Raw genomic sequence first — 18,950 nt, forward strand, 5'->3', positions numbered from 1 at the left:
CCTGATTTAAAGAATATAAGAGTTTTCTCTAAAGCGAAAAACTTGTGAAATAATCAAGGATGCTTAGAAAATTCCGTAAGAGTTGGCAAGGATCAACAAAGAAAGGAGTAGAAAAAATAAAGCGGGCAATGATTTTTTTAATGCATCACTTACCTTTATGTGCATACCGATAGCTCCTAACATAAGCAATGCCATAATTGCTGCTGCAGGGACTGCTAGAATTGGAATCCATATAGAAATTAGCAATAATGTGGCACTAATGATTTTAAGTCCTCCAACAATATACATTATCGTATCGTTTAAACCATAAGCTTCAAATTCAGCTTTCATACTTTTTGCATTGCCTGCGCGCCACTCTGTAGACTTATTAAAACGAAAAAACCAAACATTTATAATGCTGATAAAAATTATAATTTTAGCGGCAATGACAATATATTCCATTTGTTTAATGATTTATAAGTAAATTTAAACAAAATATTTTAAATATTGAATTTACAACTTTTACCGGTAGGTGTCTCCAATTTATTGCTGGTCACAATGATTTTTTCTGGCGTGTCGTTTATCGTATTTGGGATAAGCTGTTTAATTTCAAAATATATGAGGTTGGAATTTAAGCGCTACGGTCTGGAAAAATTTAGAATTGCCAATGGATATCTTCAAATCCTAGGAGGGACTAGTCTTTTGGCAGGTATTTATTACCTTCCACTGGCCCTAATTTCAAGTTTTTGTCTTTGCTTATTGATGATGTGTGGATTTATAGTGAGAATAAAAATAAAAGATGGTCTTATAAAATCGTTTCCAGCTCTATTTTATATGTTACTTAATTTGGGAATATTCATAAAATTGTGGGAATTTTACAATGTTTAGTTATTTAATTACAATGATAAACAAAAAGTATAAAGATTTTGAAGAAGAAAGAAAATAGAATCCCTATTGTTGAACAAGCATAATGATAAAACTCACTTTGACCAAAAGATTGCTTAAAGGCTAAAACAATAAAAACCAAATATTGAAAACACAAACAAAATCAAGGAATAAAAATGTGTTGGGTACTGAGCTACAAGCTTGTTGTCATACTCCTAAAACGGGGTTTTATCGCGATGGATTTTGCAGAACGGGACCCGAAGATGTAGGAACCCACGTGGTATGTGCCATCATGACCGAAGAGTTTTTAATTTATACAAAAGCTCAGGGCAACGACTTGAGCAGCCCAATGCCGATGTATGATTTTCCCGGTCTTCAACCTGGTAACAAATGGTGTTTGTGCGCATCACGCTGGAAACAGGCTCAGAAGGCTGGAAAAGCCCCTGTAGTAGTTCTGGAAGCTACCCATGAAAAAGCCTTACAGATTATTGATTTTGAACTGTTATTGGAACATAAATATAGTAATGCCTAAAGTTCTTCCATAAGTTTTATGGCCGCAGACTCTCCAGAAGCCATTGCTGCATTCAACGAACCGTTCAATACATAATCACCTGCCACATAGACATTCTCGGACACTTTAATTTTATTGGGTGAAAGCTCCTTTTTTAAATTATCAATATCGGGTAGCGCTTGTTTTATGGTATATTTCCTAAGAAAACTTTTAGTGGCGATTTTACAATGTTTCAATAATTCGGAACTAACGGTTTCCACTAAATCTTTTTCGTTTAGCGTGTGATTCTTAACAATGGTTACTGATAATATTGGGTCGCCAGAAACAGTTTGATCGAAAGGATAATAAAGGTTATTTGTAAAAGCGTCTTTATCTGCAACCAATCCTATAATTCCTTCATCAAAGGTCTTCTTTTCAACGGTAAAATACAGGTTGTCGCAGCTTTTCCATCCAAGGTTGTTCAAATCGTGCTCTCCAGTTTCAATGGTAATAGGCGTAGTCACCAAAATGGCGTCACTTTGCAGTACTTCACCATTTTCCAAATGAATTTTATTTGAACTTATTTTAGAGACGCGATGCCCAAATTTGATTTCACTATTTTTTAGTTGATTCGCCAACTGTTCTGAAATCGCTCCTATTCCGTTTTCGGGAAGCGTAGCATAACCCTCCCCGAACATCTTAAAGACAAACTCGAACATTCTTGAGGGCGTTCGCAACTCCTCTTCCAAAAAAATCCCAGTAAAGAATGGCCTAAAGAAGTTTTCAATGATGCGGTCCGAAAACCCATAATTTTTTAGATAATTCAAGGTGGAGATTTCTGCAGAAGCAAAGATTTCATCAATTGATTTATTTTTAAGCGTTTGGGTCAGGGTAAAAATTTTGATTTTATCCGAAAGGGAGCCTATTGAAGAAAAAATTGTGGGGAACAATGCTGAAATATCCCGAAGCGGATCACCGATACGTTGGGTTTTACCTTCTTTGAATATCAAGGCCCCCGGTTTGAATCGATTTAATTTTAAATTGGTATAGTTTAAATGCTTTTGAGCTTGTGGATAAGCTGACAACAAAACCTGAAAGCCGTGGTCGAAGAAAACTCCATTTGCAATATCCGTTTTAACACGCCCTCCTGCTGCGTCAGTCGTTTCCAATAATACGGGGCAATATCCTTGTGCCTCCAATGTTTTTGCGGCGACCAATCCGCTTATGCCCGCACCTACAATATATATTTTAGTTGATTTCTTTACCATACTATTGATTGCATTTCTACGTAAAATTAGGAATTTCAATTTCGAATAAAAAGCAACGAAAACAATATAGGCTATCCGTTATGCAGGGGTTTAAATTACGTCCCTTTTGTCATTCCGAACTTTTATGCTGGATTTTTTGAAGTGTAAAGTCTGAATTTTAGATTGCTGGATTGCTGGATTGCTGGATTGCTGGATTGCTGGATTGCTGGATATTACTGTATTTTTTCTCTAAACCCTAAACCTCACTGGGAGCCTAAAACCTGCCCCTTACCACCGGCCAGGTACCTTTCTTACGGATTGCTCTCCGTCCCACATATAGGACAACCAAAAAGAAAAAGGCCGCCCATTGGGCGGCCCTTTGTATGTTATAAATAAGTTTATTTGACCGTAACCATTAATCGACAAAGACCGAAAAGGCTTTGTTGTTCGTAGGTGAATCTTCCGGAAAAAATACCGTTGGTTCCCCGTTTTTCCATAAAACCGCCTTTATCAAATCTCCTTGCAAAGATCCACCACAGATATATACATCTGTACCATAGACAAATACGGATTCGGCAAAGGAGGTGTTACCGTCGATGTTAAGCAATGTGGCAACAACACCATTCTTCCAGACTGTTGAATTGTTACCATCATTTCCCGCCGCATATATATCCGTGCCCGTTACGAACAGTGAATAGGCAATTGAGTTACTGGTCCCGTCGGTCAGGTCGGTCCCCGCACCGTTCTTCCATGTTGTTGCCGCACTTATTCCATCCACATTTCTAAATCCCGATACATGGACATCGTCCCCTACCACTTGGATATCGTAAGCACGGGCATCATTTTCGAGAATTTCGGGATTTGCAGCCGTTCCTGCCGTCCAATAACAGGCCTTGTAATCGAGGTCCACATCTTGCCTTATATAGCCGGATACATACCAGTTGTTCTGGTCGTCCATGGATATCGCTCTAGGAACGTTTGTTTCGTAACCTGGTTCGACTAGTGTTGCGTCATTGGCATTGGATATCCAAACTCGCCCTATCGATGCTGCATTGGCAGACTGTTCCCCCACTACATAATACCCCGACTCGTTGACAACAACGTCATATGCAGTTGAAGAGGTAATACCAAGGCTGTTCGACAAAGCTATCTGATCTCCGTTGATCCACAACATGGCCCTTCTATTATTGTCTTGATCTCTTTCATGGCCCACAACGTAGACGTCCTCGCCATATACGAACACCGCATTTGCCTGTGCTTCCTTGGTGCCGTCGGTCAGCTCGGTCACCACCCCGTTCTTCCAGACCACAGCTTGTCGGGAACCAGAAGATTGTACATACCCTGCCACATATATGTTGGGGTCCACGGTGACCGTAACGCTTGCGGAGGCTTCTTCCACGGTGGCGGTAATGGTGGCGGTCCCCACCTTGAGGCCCTTTACCGTTCCGTTCTCGTCCACGGTGGCGATCTGCTCGTCGTCGCTGCTCCACGCAACGGGGCTATCCCCGTCCACGTCCACCTTGTCCACTACGGCCAGCTCGGCCGTATCGTAGCGGAACAGCTGGAAATCCTCTTTGTCCAGCCCTATGGACGGGTTCTTTTCCTCCTCCGTTACGGTAACGGTAAAGTCCTTGGTACTGGCGGCGGTCTTGCCGCCAACGGCAACGCCCACCTTGCCGGTCACAGCGCCCGATGGCACGCTGGCCACGATCTTGGTAGCCGTGGCACTGGCCACGGTGGCGGCAACGGTGCCGAAGGTCACGGTATTGTTGGCCGCGGTGGTGCTGAAGTTGGTCCCCTCTATGGTGACCGCCGTTCCAACGGGCCCGCTGATCGGGCTGAAACCGGAAATGGTCGGCGCCGCGGTCGGCTCTGGCTCTGGCTCGGGCGTCGTTGTTGGGGCATCGTCCTTGCCGCATGCCCATACCATAAGGCAGAGTGCCATTGACAGCATGCCCAGATAGTTGATTCTTTTCATGATAAGAATATTTTAAAGTTTGCGGTACAAGTAAGGAAAATCCCATGGGCCACGGGTCGGTGGATTGACGGATGGCCTTTTTGGGTTGATGGATGGGGGATGAAGGGTGAAGGGGGAATGGGTGAAAGGTGACGGGTGAAGGGTGAAAGGTGACGGGTGAAGGGTGAAGGGTGACGGATGACGGATGACGGATGACGAGTGACCGATGACGGGTGACGGGTGACGGGTGACGGGTGACGGGTGATGGGTGATGGGTGAAGGGCGAAAGTTGAGAGTTTAATTATTGTTGGGGACTATGGGTCGGTGTCTTTTTTCTATTTTCTGAGTCCCAATCTCTTTTTAGTTACAACTTAACAGTATACATTTCTGTGTTTTTCCTTACTTTTAGAATTGACTAATTCAACACCAAAAAAATGAAACAATTACTTTCCAAAGCTGGCCTATTGCTGCTTGCTTTATCATTTCTCTCCGTATCTGTACAATCCCAAAGAAAAAAGAAAACATCGACCGCTACGACAATGTTTCCACAAGAGCTGTATTCCAGTTTGGAGTATAGGTCAATTGGACCACATAGGGGCGGTCGTTCTGCTGCGGTAACCGGCGTACCTGGCAAACCCAATCTTTTCTATTTTGGAGCTGCCGGTGGGGGGGTCTGGAAAACGTTGGATGGTGGACGTTCTTGGGAAAATATTTCCGATGGATATTTTGGAGGAAGCATTGGAGCTGTCGAAGTGGCCCAAAGCGACCCTAATGTGCTTTATGTTGGCGGTGGTGAAAAAACGCTTCGTGGCAACGTATCATCCGGCTATGGTATCTGGAAAACTGAAGACGCAGGAAAAACCTGGAAGTTTGCAGGGCTAGAGAACAGTCGTCATGTACCACGTATCCGTATCCATCCAAAAGACCATAATATAGTATATGCTGCCGTGTTGGGCAACATCTACAAGCCTACACAAGACCGGGGCATTTATAAGAGCACGGATGGTGGCCAGACTTGGAGCAAAAAATTGTTTGTCAACGATCAATCAGGTTTTGTTGACCTTACCTTGGATCCCAATAACCCCCGTATATTGTACGCTTCTTCATGGCGGGCAAAACGAACCCCATATAGTTTGAGCAGTGGTGGCGAAGGCTCAGGCTTATGGAAAAGTACCGATAGCGGTGAAACTTGGACGGAAATTTCCAAAAATAAAGGCTTCCCAAAAGATACTTTGGGCATTATTGGAGTTGCTGTTTCCCCAAAAAATAGTGAGCGCGTTTGGGCAATCGTTGAGAACAAGAAAAAAGGAGGACTCTATCGTTCAGAAAATGGAGGCAAGGAATGGACACAAGTGAACAGTGAGCGTAAATTACGCCAACGGGCATGGTATTATACCAGAGTTTATGCTGATACGGAAGATGAGGATGTGGTGTACGTTTTAAATGTTCGCTACCATAAATCAACTGACGGAGGAAAAACCTTCAATACGTTCAATGCGCCACATGGTGACCATCACGACCTTTGGATAGCCCCTGAAAATTCAAAGCGCATGATTATTGGTGATGATGGTGGGGCGCAGGTAAGCTATGATGGTGGTGAAACGTGGAGTACCTACTACAACCAGCCTACGGCCCAATATTATAGGGTAACAACGGATAATGCTTTTCCATATCGTATTTATGTGGCACAACAGGACAATTCTACCTTGCGGGTAAACCATCGTAGCGATGATGGCAGTATTGGCGAAGACGACTGGGAACCCACTGCAGGTGGAGAATCTGCACATATAGCTGTTGACCCCACCAATAATGATATTGTTTATGGAGGTAGTTACGGAGGATTTTTAACCCGGGTGAATCATGATAAAAAAACTGTAAGAGGAATTAATGTGTGGCCGGACAATCCCATGGGATACGGTGCAGAAGGAATGAAATATCGTTTTCAATGGAATTTTCCCATAATGTTCAGCAAGCACGATCCCAAAAAACTCTATACTTTTTCCAATCATGTGCACATGAGCACAAACGAAGGTCAAAGCTGGTCATTGCTCAGTGACGATTTAACCAGAAATGACCCAACAAAACTGGTTTCGAGTGGGGGCCCGATTACACAGGACAATACAGGTGTTGAGTATTATTGTACCATTTTCGCGGCCAACGAAAGCCCTTTAAAAGAAGGATTGATTTGGGTTGGTAGTGATGATGGTTTAATTCACGTTACCAGAGATGGTGGACAGAATTGGGAAAATGTAACTCCATCAGGTATGCCGGAATGGAACATGATCAATAGTATTGAACCTTCAGCTTTTGATGAAGGAACCTGTTATGTGGCAGCTACCAGGTATAAACTCGGGGATTTTCAACCTTATTTATACAAAACAACAGATTATGGCAACACGTGGTCAAAAATCACCAATGGTATTCCTAATGAACATTTTACCAGAGTAGTTAGGGAAGATCCCAAAAGAAAGGGATTACTCTATGCAGGGACAGAAACCGGAATGTATATTTCCTTTGATGATGGAAGCAATTGGAGTCCGTTTCAATTGAATCTTCCTATTGTTCCTATTACAGATTTGGCACTCAAAGACGATAATCTAATTGTAGCCACACAAGGAAGAAGCTTGTGGATTATAGATGATTTAACGGTCCTTCATCAAATGGACAATGCTAAAAAAACTAAAGAAACAATCCTTTTTAAACCAAAAAAAGCTTATCGTACCAAAGGTAGTGTAGCTAAAGAACCATCCAAGACCGAAGGTGAAAACCATCCTAATGGTATAATTACCCATTTCTATTTAAATGAAGTCGCCGAGAAGGATAGCATCAGTCTAACATACTTTTCAAAAAGTGGGGACACCTTGTCTACGTACAGCACTTTTGCCGAGGATGAGGACAAAAAACTCAAAGTGGAAAAAGGCGGAAATACCCATGTTTGGGATACGCGTGGTAAAGGAGCTGAAAAATTGAAAGGAATGATTTTTTGGTGGGCCAATTTTAATGGTGCAAAAGCCGTTCCGGGCACCTATAAAGTTTCCCTTAACGTAAATGGTGCGGAACAATCGGAACAGTTCGAGATTCTTCCTGACCCACGAGCTGAAGTCTCCGTTGCTGATATGCAAAAACAGCACGATTTTATTTCGGACATAAACAATACCATTGACCGGGCACATAAATCTATAAAGAAAATCAGAAAAATAAACACGCAACTAGACGCTTTTGCAAAGCAATACAAGGACAATGAACAAACTAAGGATTTGGTCGAAAAAGCGAACAAGATGAAGGAAGACTTTGAAGAGATTGAAAAGGCACTTTATCAGACTAAAAATAGGAGCAATCAAGATCCGCTGAACTTCCCCATTCGATTGACCAATAAACTTGGGCATTTGAACAGTTTGGTCTCTATTGATGATTTTCCACCAACCGACCAAGATATTGCAGTAAAAAATGAACTCTCGGCCAAAATTAAATCAGAGCTTACGGCATTTGATGCCTTGGTCGATAAAGAGATAAAAGAATTCAACGAAGCTTTTAATAATCTAAGTTTAAATTATTTGTTCATCGAGGAATAGAATGCGTTAGGTTTAGGGTTAAGGATAAAGGTTCTTTAAAAAGTACTTGCTACCTTTAGCCCTTTATCTAACCTAATGCCGTAGTGGAACTTTATCCGTATATAAAATCACTTCATCTTATTTTTGTTGTCACATGGTTTGCGGGCTTGTTTTATATTCCCAGACTGTTCATTTATCATATTGAAGCATCACAAAAGCCGTCACCGGAGAAAGAAATATTATCGGACCAACTTAGACTGATGACCAAGCGCTTATGGTACATTATTACATGGCCTTCTGCGGTCTTATGTACAGTATTCGCCGTTTGGTTGCTCATAATAATGCCAGCTTGGCTGCAACAACCATGGATGCATGTAAAACTTGTATTTGTAGTACTGCTAATTGGATACCATTTAAAGTGCCATAAAATTTTTAGACAGCTACAAAAGGATGAAATCAGCTATACTCCGCGCTTCATGCGGATTTGGAACGAGGGGGCTACGCTTATTCTTTTTGCGATAGTTTTTTTGGTTGTCTTAAAAAACGCTTTCAATTGGATTTATGGAGTGATCGGTATTTTCGTTCTGGCAATTCTGTTAATGCTTGGAATCCGTCTTTACAAAAGAATTAGGGATAAGAACCCAAATGCCTGATAAAATATAAAGCTCAAAGTTAAACTCAAGTGCAATTTTATAAATATGTTGGAACTGCAGTTGAGCACTGGAGCGTTTCTATGCATCCAATCAATTCTTTGGACCAACGACATCCTTTAGCGCAGCACTTGAAGTTTTGGGAAAATTTATAGACCGGAATCGTTTCTATAAAATTGGACTCAGATTTGAAATTGAACTTGCTCAACCCCAATATCTGAGTTTGAACTTTGCATTTGCATTTGCATTTGAGTTTGAGTTTGGGTTTGAGCTTTGTATTTGAGTTTGAACTTTGAGTTTGAGTTTGCTTTTTGAGCCTGGTTCGATAATTGCGTAAATTTATGCTCAAATAAGAATAAACTTGTTCAGAAAGCTCTCCCTAAGATCTCGCATTTTCTTCACTATGATACTGTTGGTGCTCATAGCTTCCGTATTAATTGCAGGAGTGACCATTTACCAGTATAGGGAACAGAGCAAGGATTACCATGAGGATCGATTGGAGCGCAAGGAAGAACAGATTCTTCAAAGCATTAACTATGTCTTAAAAGAGACCACATATCCTGAAACTACAGAAAATCTCCAATATATTTTCAAGGATGAAATCTATAAAATATCAGATGTACAAAATGTCCCCTTTAATATTTATGACCTTGAAGGAGGGCTGATTCGTAGTTCCCGTCCCAGTTTTGAAATCGACTCTATTTCCAATTGTCTTGATGCCAATATCTTGAACAACCTTTTGGCAAACCCCGATAAAAGATATGTGGAGGAAAAATCTGCTGCAGGGGATAATTACAAGGCTTCTTACACCTATATAAACGATACCAAATTTAAGCCCATTGGTATAATGAACCTTCCTTATTTTGAAGACAATACATTTAATAATATGGAACTGAGGGAGTTTCTTTTTAGACTGGCAGGGGTATATCTATTGATGTTGCTTTCTGCAGTAATCCTGGCGTACTTCATTTCAAAATATATTACACGTTCATTACAGACGGTTTCAGATATGATGACGCAGACCGATTTGACAAGAAGAAATAAAAAAATCTTTATAAAAGATACTAGTGAGGAAATTGGAAAACTGGTGGATTCTTACAACGGAATGATTGATGAGCTAGAAGAAAGCGCTGTAAAGCTGGCACGTAGTGAGCGAGAACAAGCCTGGCGGGAAATGGCCAAACAAGTAGCGCACGAAATCAAGAATCCATTGACCCCGTTACGCTTGACCGTGCAAAGTTTTGAAAGAAAGTTTAACCCAAACGACCCTGAAGCCGAATCCAAGATCAAGGAATTTTCCAAAACGTTGATACAACAAATTGACACTATGAGCAGTATTGCCTCGGCTTTTTCAAATTTTGCAAAGATGCCCGCTCAACAGAACGAAACGTTAAACGTTGTCAAAATCGTTAAGCTGGCATTGGATATTTTCAATGAAGACTACATTCACTTTATTTCGGACGAAGAGGAAATTATAGCAAAATTGGACCGAACACAATTGATACGTGTAGTCACAAATTTGGTTAAAAACGCCATTCAAGCATTACCGGAGATAGCATCACCAAGGATATTGGTTACAGTTGCTTCCGAAGGAAACCAAGTTAAGATTTCAGTGGCCGATAACGGTATAGGAATAGCTGATGAGTTCAAGGAAAAGATTTTTGAGCCCAAGTTCACTTCCAAAACAAGCGGGATGGGTCTTGGTTTGGGAATGGTAAAAAATATTGTTGAGAATTATAATGGATCTATACGCTTTACATCGCAGGTCAATAAAGGAACTGTATTTACCGTAAAGTTCCCAAAAGAATAAAAAACACCAAAAAAAGAATTAAGGTCAGGTTCAATAAAAACAGTTTCAAATGAATTACGAAAATATCTATATCGAAGAAGAGAATGCTATCGCAACAATACTAATTAACCGCCCAAAAAAACTGAACGCCCTTAACAAAAGAACCATAGAAGAATTGCACGTAGCATTTAAGGAACTTGATGCTGACGAAAAGATCAAGGTTATTGTCATAACCGGTACTGGGGAAAAGGCTTTTGTAGCAGGTGCCGATATTTCAGAGTTTGCGGATTTTTCAGTAAAAGATGGAGGGCGATTGGCTGCAGAAGGGCAAAGCATACTTTTTGATTTTGTGGAAAATCTCTCCACGCCCGTTATTGCTGCAATTAACGGATTTGCATTGGGCGGTGGATTGGAATTGGCCATGTCGTGCCATTTTAGACTCGCAAGTTCCAATGCCAAAATGGGATTGCCAGAAGTTTCTTTGGGAGTAATACCCGGTTATGGGGGTACACAGCGTCTACCACAGTTGATTGGAAAAGGTAGGGCCATGGAGCTAATTATGACTGCGGGAATGATCGATGCAGACAAAGCTTTAGCCTACGGATTGGTCAACCATGTAGTGCCCCAAGAGGAATTATTGCCTCTTTCTCTTAAAATTGCGAGCAGGATATCGAATAACTCCTCAGTTGCCATAAAATATGCAATAAATGCCGTAAATGCTGGTTTTAAGTATGATGAAAATGGCTATGCCACGGAAATCGACGCTTTTGGAAAATGCTTCGGCACCAATGACTTTAAAGAAGGCACTACCGCTTTTTTGGACAAACGAAAAGCAGATTTTCCCGGTTCATAGCTGTTGGTCTAACCAAACCAGACTATGATGAAACAAAGATTTTTAATGTTGATCCTTTTTTTATACTGGATCATGGGAACTACCCAAAAAATGCCTGTATCCTATGATTTTGGAGAAAAATTCAACGATCGGCATCGCTATTCAAATTTGTTGACTATTGCAGAAGACGGAGAAGGTGGCTATATATTGGTGCGGGGATACTTTCAAGGAATCATCTTGAAGCCAAAAGGCTATTTGATAGAACGCTACAATAGTAACTTAGAACTGGTCTCCGAGTATAATTATAAGCTCAAAGGACTTGATTTTGTTGAGGGTTTCTTAAAAAACGGACAGTTAAATCTTTTGTTTCTCAACTATGACTATGAGCGTGGCCAGTATGAATATTGGGTTCACAGCAGTCCCATCACAGCATTTGATTTTAAACCCAAAAGATTGCTTTCAATAGCTTCTGAAGAGGTCAGGGACCCTGTGGGGAAGAACTATTATAACCGAAATTTTTCAACTGGTTTTTCAACAGCTATACTTTTTGATCAAGAAAAAACAGGATTTGTTATCAGTACTCATCATAAAAAGGGAAAGAACAATAAGCATATTATCCATCTATACGATACGGCCCTAAACAAAAAGTTTGAACATGACTTTTCATACGAGATAGAAGAAAAGAACTATGCCTTTGAAAATATCGCTATAGCAAAGGATTTGCAAACGGCATACATTATTGGCAAAGCTTATTTTAAAAAGAAACGTTTTAGGGTTGATGAAAGAAAATTTCAGTACGAATTGATAAAGGTTTCGAGCAATGGAAGCCAAACACAGTCGTTTGATGACCCAGAAAAGTATTCAGAAGGATTATTTCCTGTTTTGATTAAAGACAGACTGGTCTGTACAGGTTTCTATGCGGATAGAAAGGATAATCGATATAATGGAATTGCTTATTTTGATGTTAACCCACTATCCTTGGATATCAATATAAAAAAATACAATCCATTTTCGCAACAGTTTATGGAAGATAAATTTGGTAGGGATGAAGACAAGGAAATAAAAAATCTTGTTTTTAAAGGGGTTGAAGTTGCGTCACAGGGAGAAATCTTTTTTAATGCCGAAGAATATTTTGTGACCAACAGCCTGGAAGTTACAGGAGCTGGACAGCGTGTAAAAGTGGAAAGATATCATCACAACGATATTGTCAGTGTAAAGTTAACGACCAATGGTGACATGGAGTGGGCCAGAAACATAAATAAAGCTGAGGTAACCCAAGGAGATGGTGCTTATGCCTCATACAGTTCTTATGCCAAGGATGGAAACACCTATTTCTTTATTTGTACTGCTTCGGAAAATCCACAATTGATCAATAATGAACGTCTTATCTTCAAACAAGGTCTCAGTAGGAACAGGAACGTTTTTATGATTTCTTTGGATGAAAATGGCAAAATGGACTATGAGAAAATTATTGATAACCAAGAAGCGAGACTTCCATTAATGGTCTCAAAACCACTTAAGGACGAAGAAGAGAATAAAATGCTTTTTTACGCCAAAAGAGGCAACAAAAAACAATTGGTAAAGGTGAACTTTAAATAGGGAAAACAATTTACAACATCTGAAGTTTCAGAACAATGAAGAAGACCTCCAATTGGAGGTCTTCTTCATTATATAAAGTTAGCAGATTCTATTTAAGGCCCATCCATTTAATTGTATGGTATTATAAGTTCAGGTTTCAATAAGAATAAACAGGTCATGATGATAATATATCCAAATAACTATAAGAAAACACTTTCAATAAATGTAACACATCAATTCAATAAGAGCATTCATCAAATCATATACTTATTTGGTCAATTCACCTATAAATAAATTAATGGAGCGGTATACTTTTGAACTTAACCCATTAAACAATTATTTATGAAAACTATTAAATTATTTAAAACTTTCTTTTTGTGCATTGCAATGATATTGGTTTCATGTTCTGGTGAAGATGGTACTGACGGTGATCCTGGAGAAAGTATAACAGGAGATCCTGGCGCAGATGGAATCAGTTGTTGGGATCTTAACGGCAATGGTCTAGGTGACGGTAAAGAAGACGTGAACGAAGATGGCAATTATGATGCTCTTGACTGTCAAGGGGATACTGGTACATCTGGTCAAGATGGCAATGCCAATGTTCAAAAGTTCGATACGCTGCTGGACGGTTTTTCTGGGTCCGAATTACGACTTACAATGCCTATTCCCCTAGAGGAGCAGGATAACTACGCTTTTTTCTTTTACATTAAATATATTGATTTTGATACACAGACACAATTATGGTATACAGTGCCAGGCCACTTGCGAGGTAACGAAATATATGCAAGAGTATACTATTTTGCTAATAAGGCAGATTTCGATTTCGATTACGATATTGAGGTAAATTTTTACAATACTGAGGATGATAGTGAACATATAGTACAAGATGGAGAATATTCATTGTTCAGAATAGTGGCCATAGAGTATAGTGGCCTGGGAGCCAAAGCCAATAAAACGAGTCTTGAGTCAACACTGAAAGCTGCAGGAGTAGACACCAACGATTATAACGCAGTAGCCAATTACTTTGGATTGTAATAAATAGATTTAGCTAACTAATTTTATATCATTTTTAAATTAATCAATTGAAAAGCTGGGCATTCGCCCAGCTTTTTTTTATGGAATAACGCTCAAACAAAATCTAATATTGGAAATTATCCATAAATTTGGAATAAATCCAATAAATGAAATATAAAGAATTCCTCAAAGGTCGTGGAGCCCAAAAAAATACATCCAATAAGTTCCTTCAACATATATATGAAATGCGCGAGGATTTTTTGGAATTCTGCCATTTGGAAGGTGAAGAAGCCGAGAGCAATAAGACCCAATATATTCCCATATTTCCAAAAACCATAGTTAACAAAGTCGATAGCCCAGATGTTGGGATGGCCTATTCCATGAACCCATACCAAGGTTGTGAGCATGGATGTATCTACTGTTATGCCCGCAACGCCCACGAATATTGGGGATATAGTGCAGGATTGGATTTTGAACGGAAAATTCTTGTGAAAAAATCTGCTCCCAAATTATTGGAAGCTAAAATAAAGCATAAGAACTGGAAAGCGCAGACCATAGTAATGTCCGGAAATACCGATTGTTACCAACCCGCCGAGAAAAAATTTGAAATTACAAGAAAATGTCTTGAAGTATTTTTAAAGTATAGACACCCAGTAGGCATCATCACCAAAAATGCCTTAGTGCTTCGGGATCTGGATATTTTAAAAGAACTGAACGCCCATCAATTGGTTGGCGTGAACATTTCGGTAACGTCACTTTCAGAAAAGACAAGAAGGAAATTAGAACCAAGAACGGCATCAATCCAAAAGCGATTGAAGACCATTAACGTATTATCAGAAAATAAAATTCCTGTTAATGCTATGCTGGCTCCGATGATTCCCGGAATCAATAGCCACGAATTGTTAAAACTGGCCAAAACGGTTGCTGACAATGGCGCATTATCCTTTGCTTTCACCGTAGTTCGCCTCAATGGCGCCATAGGCCAAATATTTACAGATTGGATTAAAAAAGCAATGCCCGATAGAGCCGAAAAGGTATTGCATCTTATCCAAGATTGCCACGGGGGCTCAATCAATGACAGTCGTTTTGGAATACGCAATAGGGGCGAAGGTAAAATAGCGACCCAAATTCATGATATGGCAAAATTGGCAAGACATCTTTATTTTAAGGATAAGAGTTTTCCCAAACTAAATAAGAACATGCACGAGCAGTATAAGGATGGTCAAATGAAATTGTTTTAATAAATTTAGAAAGATTGTCCAATGCAGTATTTTGTTTTCGTCATTAAAAATGTAAACAAAGTATAAATCAGTCTGTGCTGCAGGCATAAAACCAAAATCGATGAGTAATTTTTTGTATTTATTTAGAGGGGGAGAAAAAGCGTATCAAAAATTATCCCAAGAAGAAAAACAAGCTCACATGCAAGTGTGGGGAAAGTGGATGGGGGGACTAAAAGAAAAAGGCCAACTTTTGGACGGTCTCCCCTTGGCAGAGGATGGAAAAGTGGTTCATAAAAAAGGGGAGCTGGTCACCAATGGGCCTTTTGCAGAAGGAGCAGAAGTCGTTGGCGGTTATCTAATAGTTTCGGCCAAGGACATAGATGAAGCTGTGGAAATGTCCAAAGCATGTCCCATCTTTGATTATGATGGCAGTTTTGTAGAGGTACGGGAGATAATTACCATGGACCATGACCAGCACTAGGATTATTGAAGTTTTTAAAGCTCGGTGCTGATCGGGCCTTTGTATTTGTATGCAAGAAAAAAACCTGACCAATACGCTTGACCACCTTTTCCGAAACGAATATGGGAAGGTGGTCGCTGTATTGACCAACAAATTCGGAATTTCCCATTTGGAGCAGATTGAAGACGCTGCCCAAGATACTTTTCTGAAGGCCATGCAGGTATGGGCCTATAAATCTGTTCCGGATAATCCCACAGCTTGGTTGTATCGTGTTGCCCAAAATTCTTTAATAGACTTTTTGCGCAGGGAAAAGAAGATGGATTTCCTTGGGGATACTATACTCAGTGAAAAAACTACTTCAGAGAACATAGTTTCTCTTGATGATACTATTACGGACAGTCAATTGAAGATGATTTTTGCGTGTTGCCATCCCTCGCTATCCCAAGAACATCAAATAATACTCAGTTTAAAATTGATTGGCGGTTTCAGCAATAGGGAATTGGCCGAAGCCTTATTAAAAAAAGAAGAAACTGTTGCAAAATCATTTACACGCGCCAAAAAGAAATTTAGGGAAGAAGTTCAGTTTTTGCAGATCCCCGTGCAAATGGGACTACAGTCCAGACTCTTCATGGTACTACAGGTCATTTATTTATTGTTTTCCGAAGGTTACTCGGCAACTACGGGATCTCTAATATTGAAAAAAGATATCTGTTATGAATCTTTGCGACTGGCATTGCTGCTACAAAAAAATAAATATTGCAAGCATCCCAATCTTGAAGCACTTATTGCATTAATGTGTTTTCATGCGTCCCGCTTTGATGCACGTATGAATGATAAAAGGGAGTTGGTTACGCTAGAGCATCAAAACAGGTCCCGCTACAATGAAGAATTGATACAAATCGGGATTTACCATTTGGAAAACTCGGGTACTGCGGATAAAAAACCTTCAAGCTACCACTTGGAAGCTGCACGTTCCTACTATCATTGCACTGCCAAAACATTTCAAAATACAGATTGGAAAAGTATCTTGTACTTGTACGATGTACAATTGCGCATGCACTATACCCCCATGCTAGCCTTGAACAGAATTGTGCCGTTTGCAAAAATCCATGGTGCAGAAGAGGGGCTTATAGAATTACAAAGAACCTCTAATGAAAATGATTTTAGTACTACTGCCCTATATTTTGCCATTAAGGCCGAGTTGATGTTTGAAACCAACAATCTTGAGAATTATATTCCCACCCTTAATAAAGCCATTGATTTAACAGATAATGATTTGATAAAAAAACACCTTGGAAAAAAATTGAAAAGGGGATGTTATGAACTGGGTTTAATCTCAAAATTAAAATGATCTACTTTTTCACACCCTCCAAATACCGATTCGTAAAATGTGATAGCTTGTTTATCCTCAGAATGCGCATCAACAAAAATTGTTGAAACATTATTTTTAGAACATAATTCTTGAAGATATTGAATTAGTTTTTTCCCGATTCCCTTATTTTGAAATTCGCTCTTTACGGCAATATCGTAGATGTACAATTCACTTTTGTCATTATAATAGCTTTGTAGTTCATAGGCCGTAAGTCCACCTAAAATTATATCGTTGGCAATAGCGACTATAGCATAAAATTCAGGTTTGGCGATTAGGTTTTGCAAATGATTATCCGATGCAATTGTAATGTTTTCCTCAAAAACTTCATTTAATAGTGTAATGAGTTTTTTAAAAAGAGAAGAGTCTGTTCTCGACAACCTGATGGTTTGTATTTTTTCCTTCATGTTTTAGCCTTTGAACTAGATGTCGTGTTTCTTTCTTGGGATGCTTTTTTCAGGAACTTTTCATTAACCGAGCATACTAACTCAATTCCCAACCCTTGCGATACTCTCGCGAGACCCATGCATTTGCTTCGTCATAATTGATGATTTTCATATTTTCTCCATCCCACAGAAGCTTTCTTCTGCCAGGATAGTCATAGGGTGCCCAATCCCCTATATTTTTTCCTTCTTTCAAAACCTTGTATTGGTATGCCTTTACAGCGAGATTTCCCATGAGGACAGTTTCGGTCAGTGGTCCTGCTTTGGCAAAATCTGAAGAAGTAGAGGTTCCGTTCATACAACCGTCGACAAAATTGGAAATATGGCCGTCAATTCCACCAGTGACTCTTGGGTATTTTGGTTGAGGAGATTTAAAGAGACTCATCATTTTGGAAGGCAATAAACGTGCATTTTTGGAATAGGTATCGCAGACCAAAATTCCTTTGTCGCCATACATTACTGTACCACCACCTCCATCACCAATGGTTTCATCATCTTTGAGTTCATCGGGCAAGTCTGGTTTAATACCACCGTCGTACCAATTCAAAGCAATATCTCCATGGAAATCATGCTCAAATTTCAAATGTATTTTAGAGGACGGAGGGCAGGAAGGGCTATAATCCGCTTCTATAAAATCACCGACCCAAACCGTGGTGCAACTCGCTTCTGCCTCTGTAGGATAACCCAAGTCCAAAACACTAAAAGGAGTTTCCATAATATGGCACCCCATGTCTCCAAGAGCGCCTGTGCCAAAATCCCACCAGCCACGCCATTTAAAAGGCAGATACGCAGCATTGTAGTCCCGCACTGAAGCGGGCCCCAACCATAAATCCCAATCCAGTTCTTTGGGTACTTTTTGCTTTTCAGAAGGAATTGGAACTCCCTGAGGCCAAACGGGGCGATTGGTCCAACAATCAATGGTGTGTACTTTTCCTATAATTCCGGATTCTACCCATTCGCGTGCAATACGGCTATCATCACTGGAAGCTCCTTGGTTTCCCATTTGGGTAATTATTCCGTTTTCAGCAGCAACTTTGGTCATCAATCTTGCTTCGTGAATATTGTGTGTTAGCGGTTTTTCAACATAGGCATGCTTTTTTTCGCACATAAAAGGGAGTGCAATTGTAGCATGGGTATGGTCTGGCGTAGCAATCATAACCGCATCGATATCATCTAAATGCTTATCGTAGACTTTTCTAAAGTCCTTAAAACGTTTTACATCTGGAAAAAGTTCATACGTTGGTTGGGCACGCCTTTCATCAACATCGCAAAATGCAACGAACTTTACTTTTCCCGTATTGGCCAAACCCTGTATGACACCATTGCCCCTTCCACCTACACCAAATGCCCCCACATAAAGGGTATCACTTGGAGGAACATGGGTCTTGCCCAAAACATGGCTGGGAACAATTGAAAAAACTGCCGAGGCCGCCGCAGCATTTTTAAGGAACTTTCTTCTTTGCATTTTACGGGATTTATTATAGCC

At 40.0% G+C, this 18,950-nt stretch carries 15 protein-coding genes and 1 pseudogene; 10 read left to right on the plus strand and 6 right to left on the minus strand.

Annotation, left to right across the window (positions count from 1 at the left end; translation table 11 throughout):
* Positions 1-63: 63 nt before the first annotated feature.
* Complete coding sequence (locus HME9304_RS08210; protein WP_112378127.1) at positions 64-441, minus strand: DoxX family protein; 378 nt, start codon at positions 439-441, stop codon at positions 64-66.
* 568 nt (positions 442-1,009) lie between these two features.
* On the opposite strand from HME9304_RS08210, the gene HME9304_RS08220 reads away from it, so the two are divergent.
* Positions 1,010-1,396, plus strand: coding sequence for a DUF2237 family protein (locus HME9304_RS08220; protein ID WP_112378129.1), 387 nt, complete (start codon positions 1,010-1,012; stop codon positions 1,394-1,396).
* Here the strand turns inward: HME9304_RS08220 and HME9304_RS08225 are convergent.
* The 3 genes and pseudogenes from HME9304_RS08225 to HME9304_RS17290 form a co-directional block, all read right to left on the minus strand.
* On the minus strand, positions 1,393-2,622 hold the full coding sequence (locus HME9304_RS08225; RefSeq protein WP_112378130.1) for an FAD-dependent oxidoreductase: 1,230 nt from the start codon (positions 2,620-2,622) through the stop codon (positions 1,393-1,395). The two genes, HME9304_RS08220 and HME9304_RS08225, sit on opposite strands and share 4 nt — an antisense overlap.
* Before the next feature lie 394 nt (positions 2,623-3,016).
* Entirely contained in the window at positions 3,017-4,129 is a 1,113-nt protein-coding gene (locus tag HME9304_RS08230; protein ID WP_239023421.1) for an Ig-like domain-containing protein, read from the minus strand.
* Between the two features lie 159 nt (positions 4,130-4,288).
* Positions 4,289-4,579: pseudogene (locus tag HME9304_RS17290) on the minus strand (IPT/TIG domain-containing protein); the annotation flags it as partial.
* 413 nt (positions 4,580-4,992) lie between these two features.
* Between HME9304_RS17290 and HME9304_RS08235 the strand changes: the two are divergent.
* The 9 genes from HME9304_RS08235 to HME9304_RS08275 all read left to right on the plus strand — a co-directional run bounded on the left by HME9304_RS08235 (position 4,993) and on the right by HME9304_RS08275 (position 17,003).
* The gene (locus HME9304_RS08235; protein ID WP_112378132.1) at positions 4,993-8,130 is read left to right on the plus strand and encodes a VPS10 domain-containing protein; all 3,138 of its coding nucleotides are present in this window, start codon (positions 4,993-4,995) and stop codon (positions 8,128-8,130) included.
* A gap of 83 nt (positions 8,131-8,213) precedes the next feature.
* Positions 8,214-8,762 (plus strand): CopD family protein, encoded by a 549-nt coding sequence (locus HME9304_RS08240; protein WP_112378133.1) that lies wholly within the window; start codon positions 8,214-8,216, stop codon positions 8,760-8,762.
* 400 nt (positions 8,763-9,162) lie between these two features.
* Positions 9,163-10,569 carry a sensor histidine kinase gene (locus HME9304_RS08245; protein ID WP_112378134.1) on the plus strand — a complete coding sequence of 469 codons (1,407 nt, stop codon included), beginning with the start codon at positions 9,163-9,165 and terminating at the stop codon, positions 10,567-10,569.
* A gap of 49 nt (positions 10,570-10,618) precedes the next feature.
* Positions 10,619-11,401, plus strand: a complete 783-nt coding sequence (locus HME9304_RS08250; RefSeq protein WP_112378135.1) for an enoyl-CoA hydratase/isomerase family protein — start codon at positions 10,619-10,621, stop codon at positions 11,399-11,401.
* A 24-nt stretch (positions 11,402-11,425) separates the two neighbouring features.
* Complete coding sequence (locus tag HME9304_RS08255) at positions 11,426-12,979, plus strand: hypothetical protein (protein ID WP_313790007.1); 1,554 nt, start codon at positions 11,426-11,428, stop codon at positions 12,977-12,979.
* Positions 12,980-13,300: 321 nt separating this feature from the next.
* Complete coding sequence (locus HME9304_RS08260; protein ID WP_112378137.1) at positions 13,301-13,993, plus strand: hypothetical protein; 693 nt, start codon at positions 13,301-13,303, stop codon at positions 13,991-13,993.
* A gap of 146 nt (positions 13,994-14,139) precedes the next feature.
* Positions 14,140-15,213 (plus strand): PA0069 family radical SAM protein, encoded by a 1,074-nt coding sequence (locus HME9304_RS08265; protein ID WP_112378138.1) that lies wholly within the window; start codon positions 14,140-14,142, stop codon positions 15,211-15,213.
* A 100-nt stretch (positions 15,214-15,313) separates the two neighbouring features.
* Positions 15,314-15,673 (plus strand): YciI family protein, encoded by a 360-nt coding sequence (locus HME9304_RS08270; RefSeq protein WP_112378139.1) that lies wholly within the window; start codon positions 15,314-15,316, stop codon positions 15,671-15,673.
* A gap of 49 nt (positions 15,674-15,722) precedes the next feature.
* Positions 15,723-17,003, plus strand: a complete 1,281-nt coding sequence (locus HME9304_RS08275; RefSeq protein ID WP_112378140.1) for an RNA polymerase sigma factor — start codon at positions 15,723-15,725, stop codon at positions 17,001-17,003.
* Here HME9304_RS08275 and HME9304_RS08280 read toward each other — a convergent pair.
* Together HME9304_RS08280 and HME9304_RS08285 are read right to left on the minus strand one after the other, a co-directional pair.
* On the minus strand, positions 16,970-17,428 hold the full coding sequence (locus HME9304_RS08280; protein ID WP_112378141.1) for a GNAT family N-acetyltransferase: 459 nt from the start codon (positions 17,426-17,428) through the stop codon (positions 16,970-16,972). The genes HME9304_RS08275 and HME9304_RS08280 overlap by 34 nt on opposite strands.
* Positions 17,429-17,504: 76 nt before the next feature.
* The gene (locus HME9304_RS08285) at positions 17,505-18,929 is read right to left on the minus strand and encodes a Gfo/Idh/MocA family protein (RefSeq protein ID WP_112378142.1); all 1,425 of its coding nucleotides are present in this window, start codon (positions 18,927-18,929) and stop codon (positions 17,505-17,507) included.
* Between the last annotated feature and the right edge of the window lie 21 nt (positions 18,930-18,950).

The sequence above is a fragment of the Flagellimonas maritima genome (assembly GCF_003269425.1).
Classification (GTDB): domain Bacteria; phylum Bacteroidota; class Bacteroidia; order Flavobacteriales; family Flavobacteriaceae; genus Flagellimonas; species Flagellimonas maritima.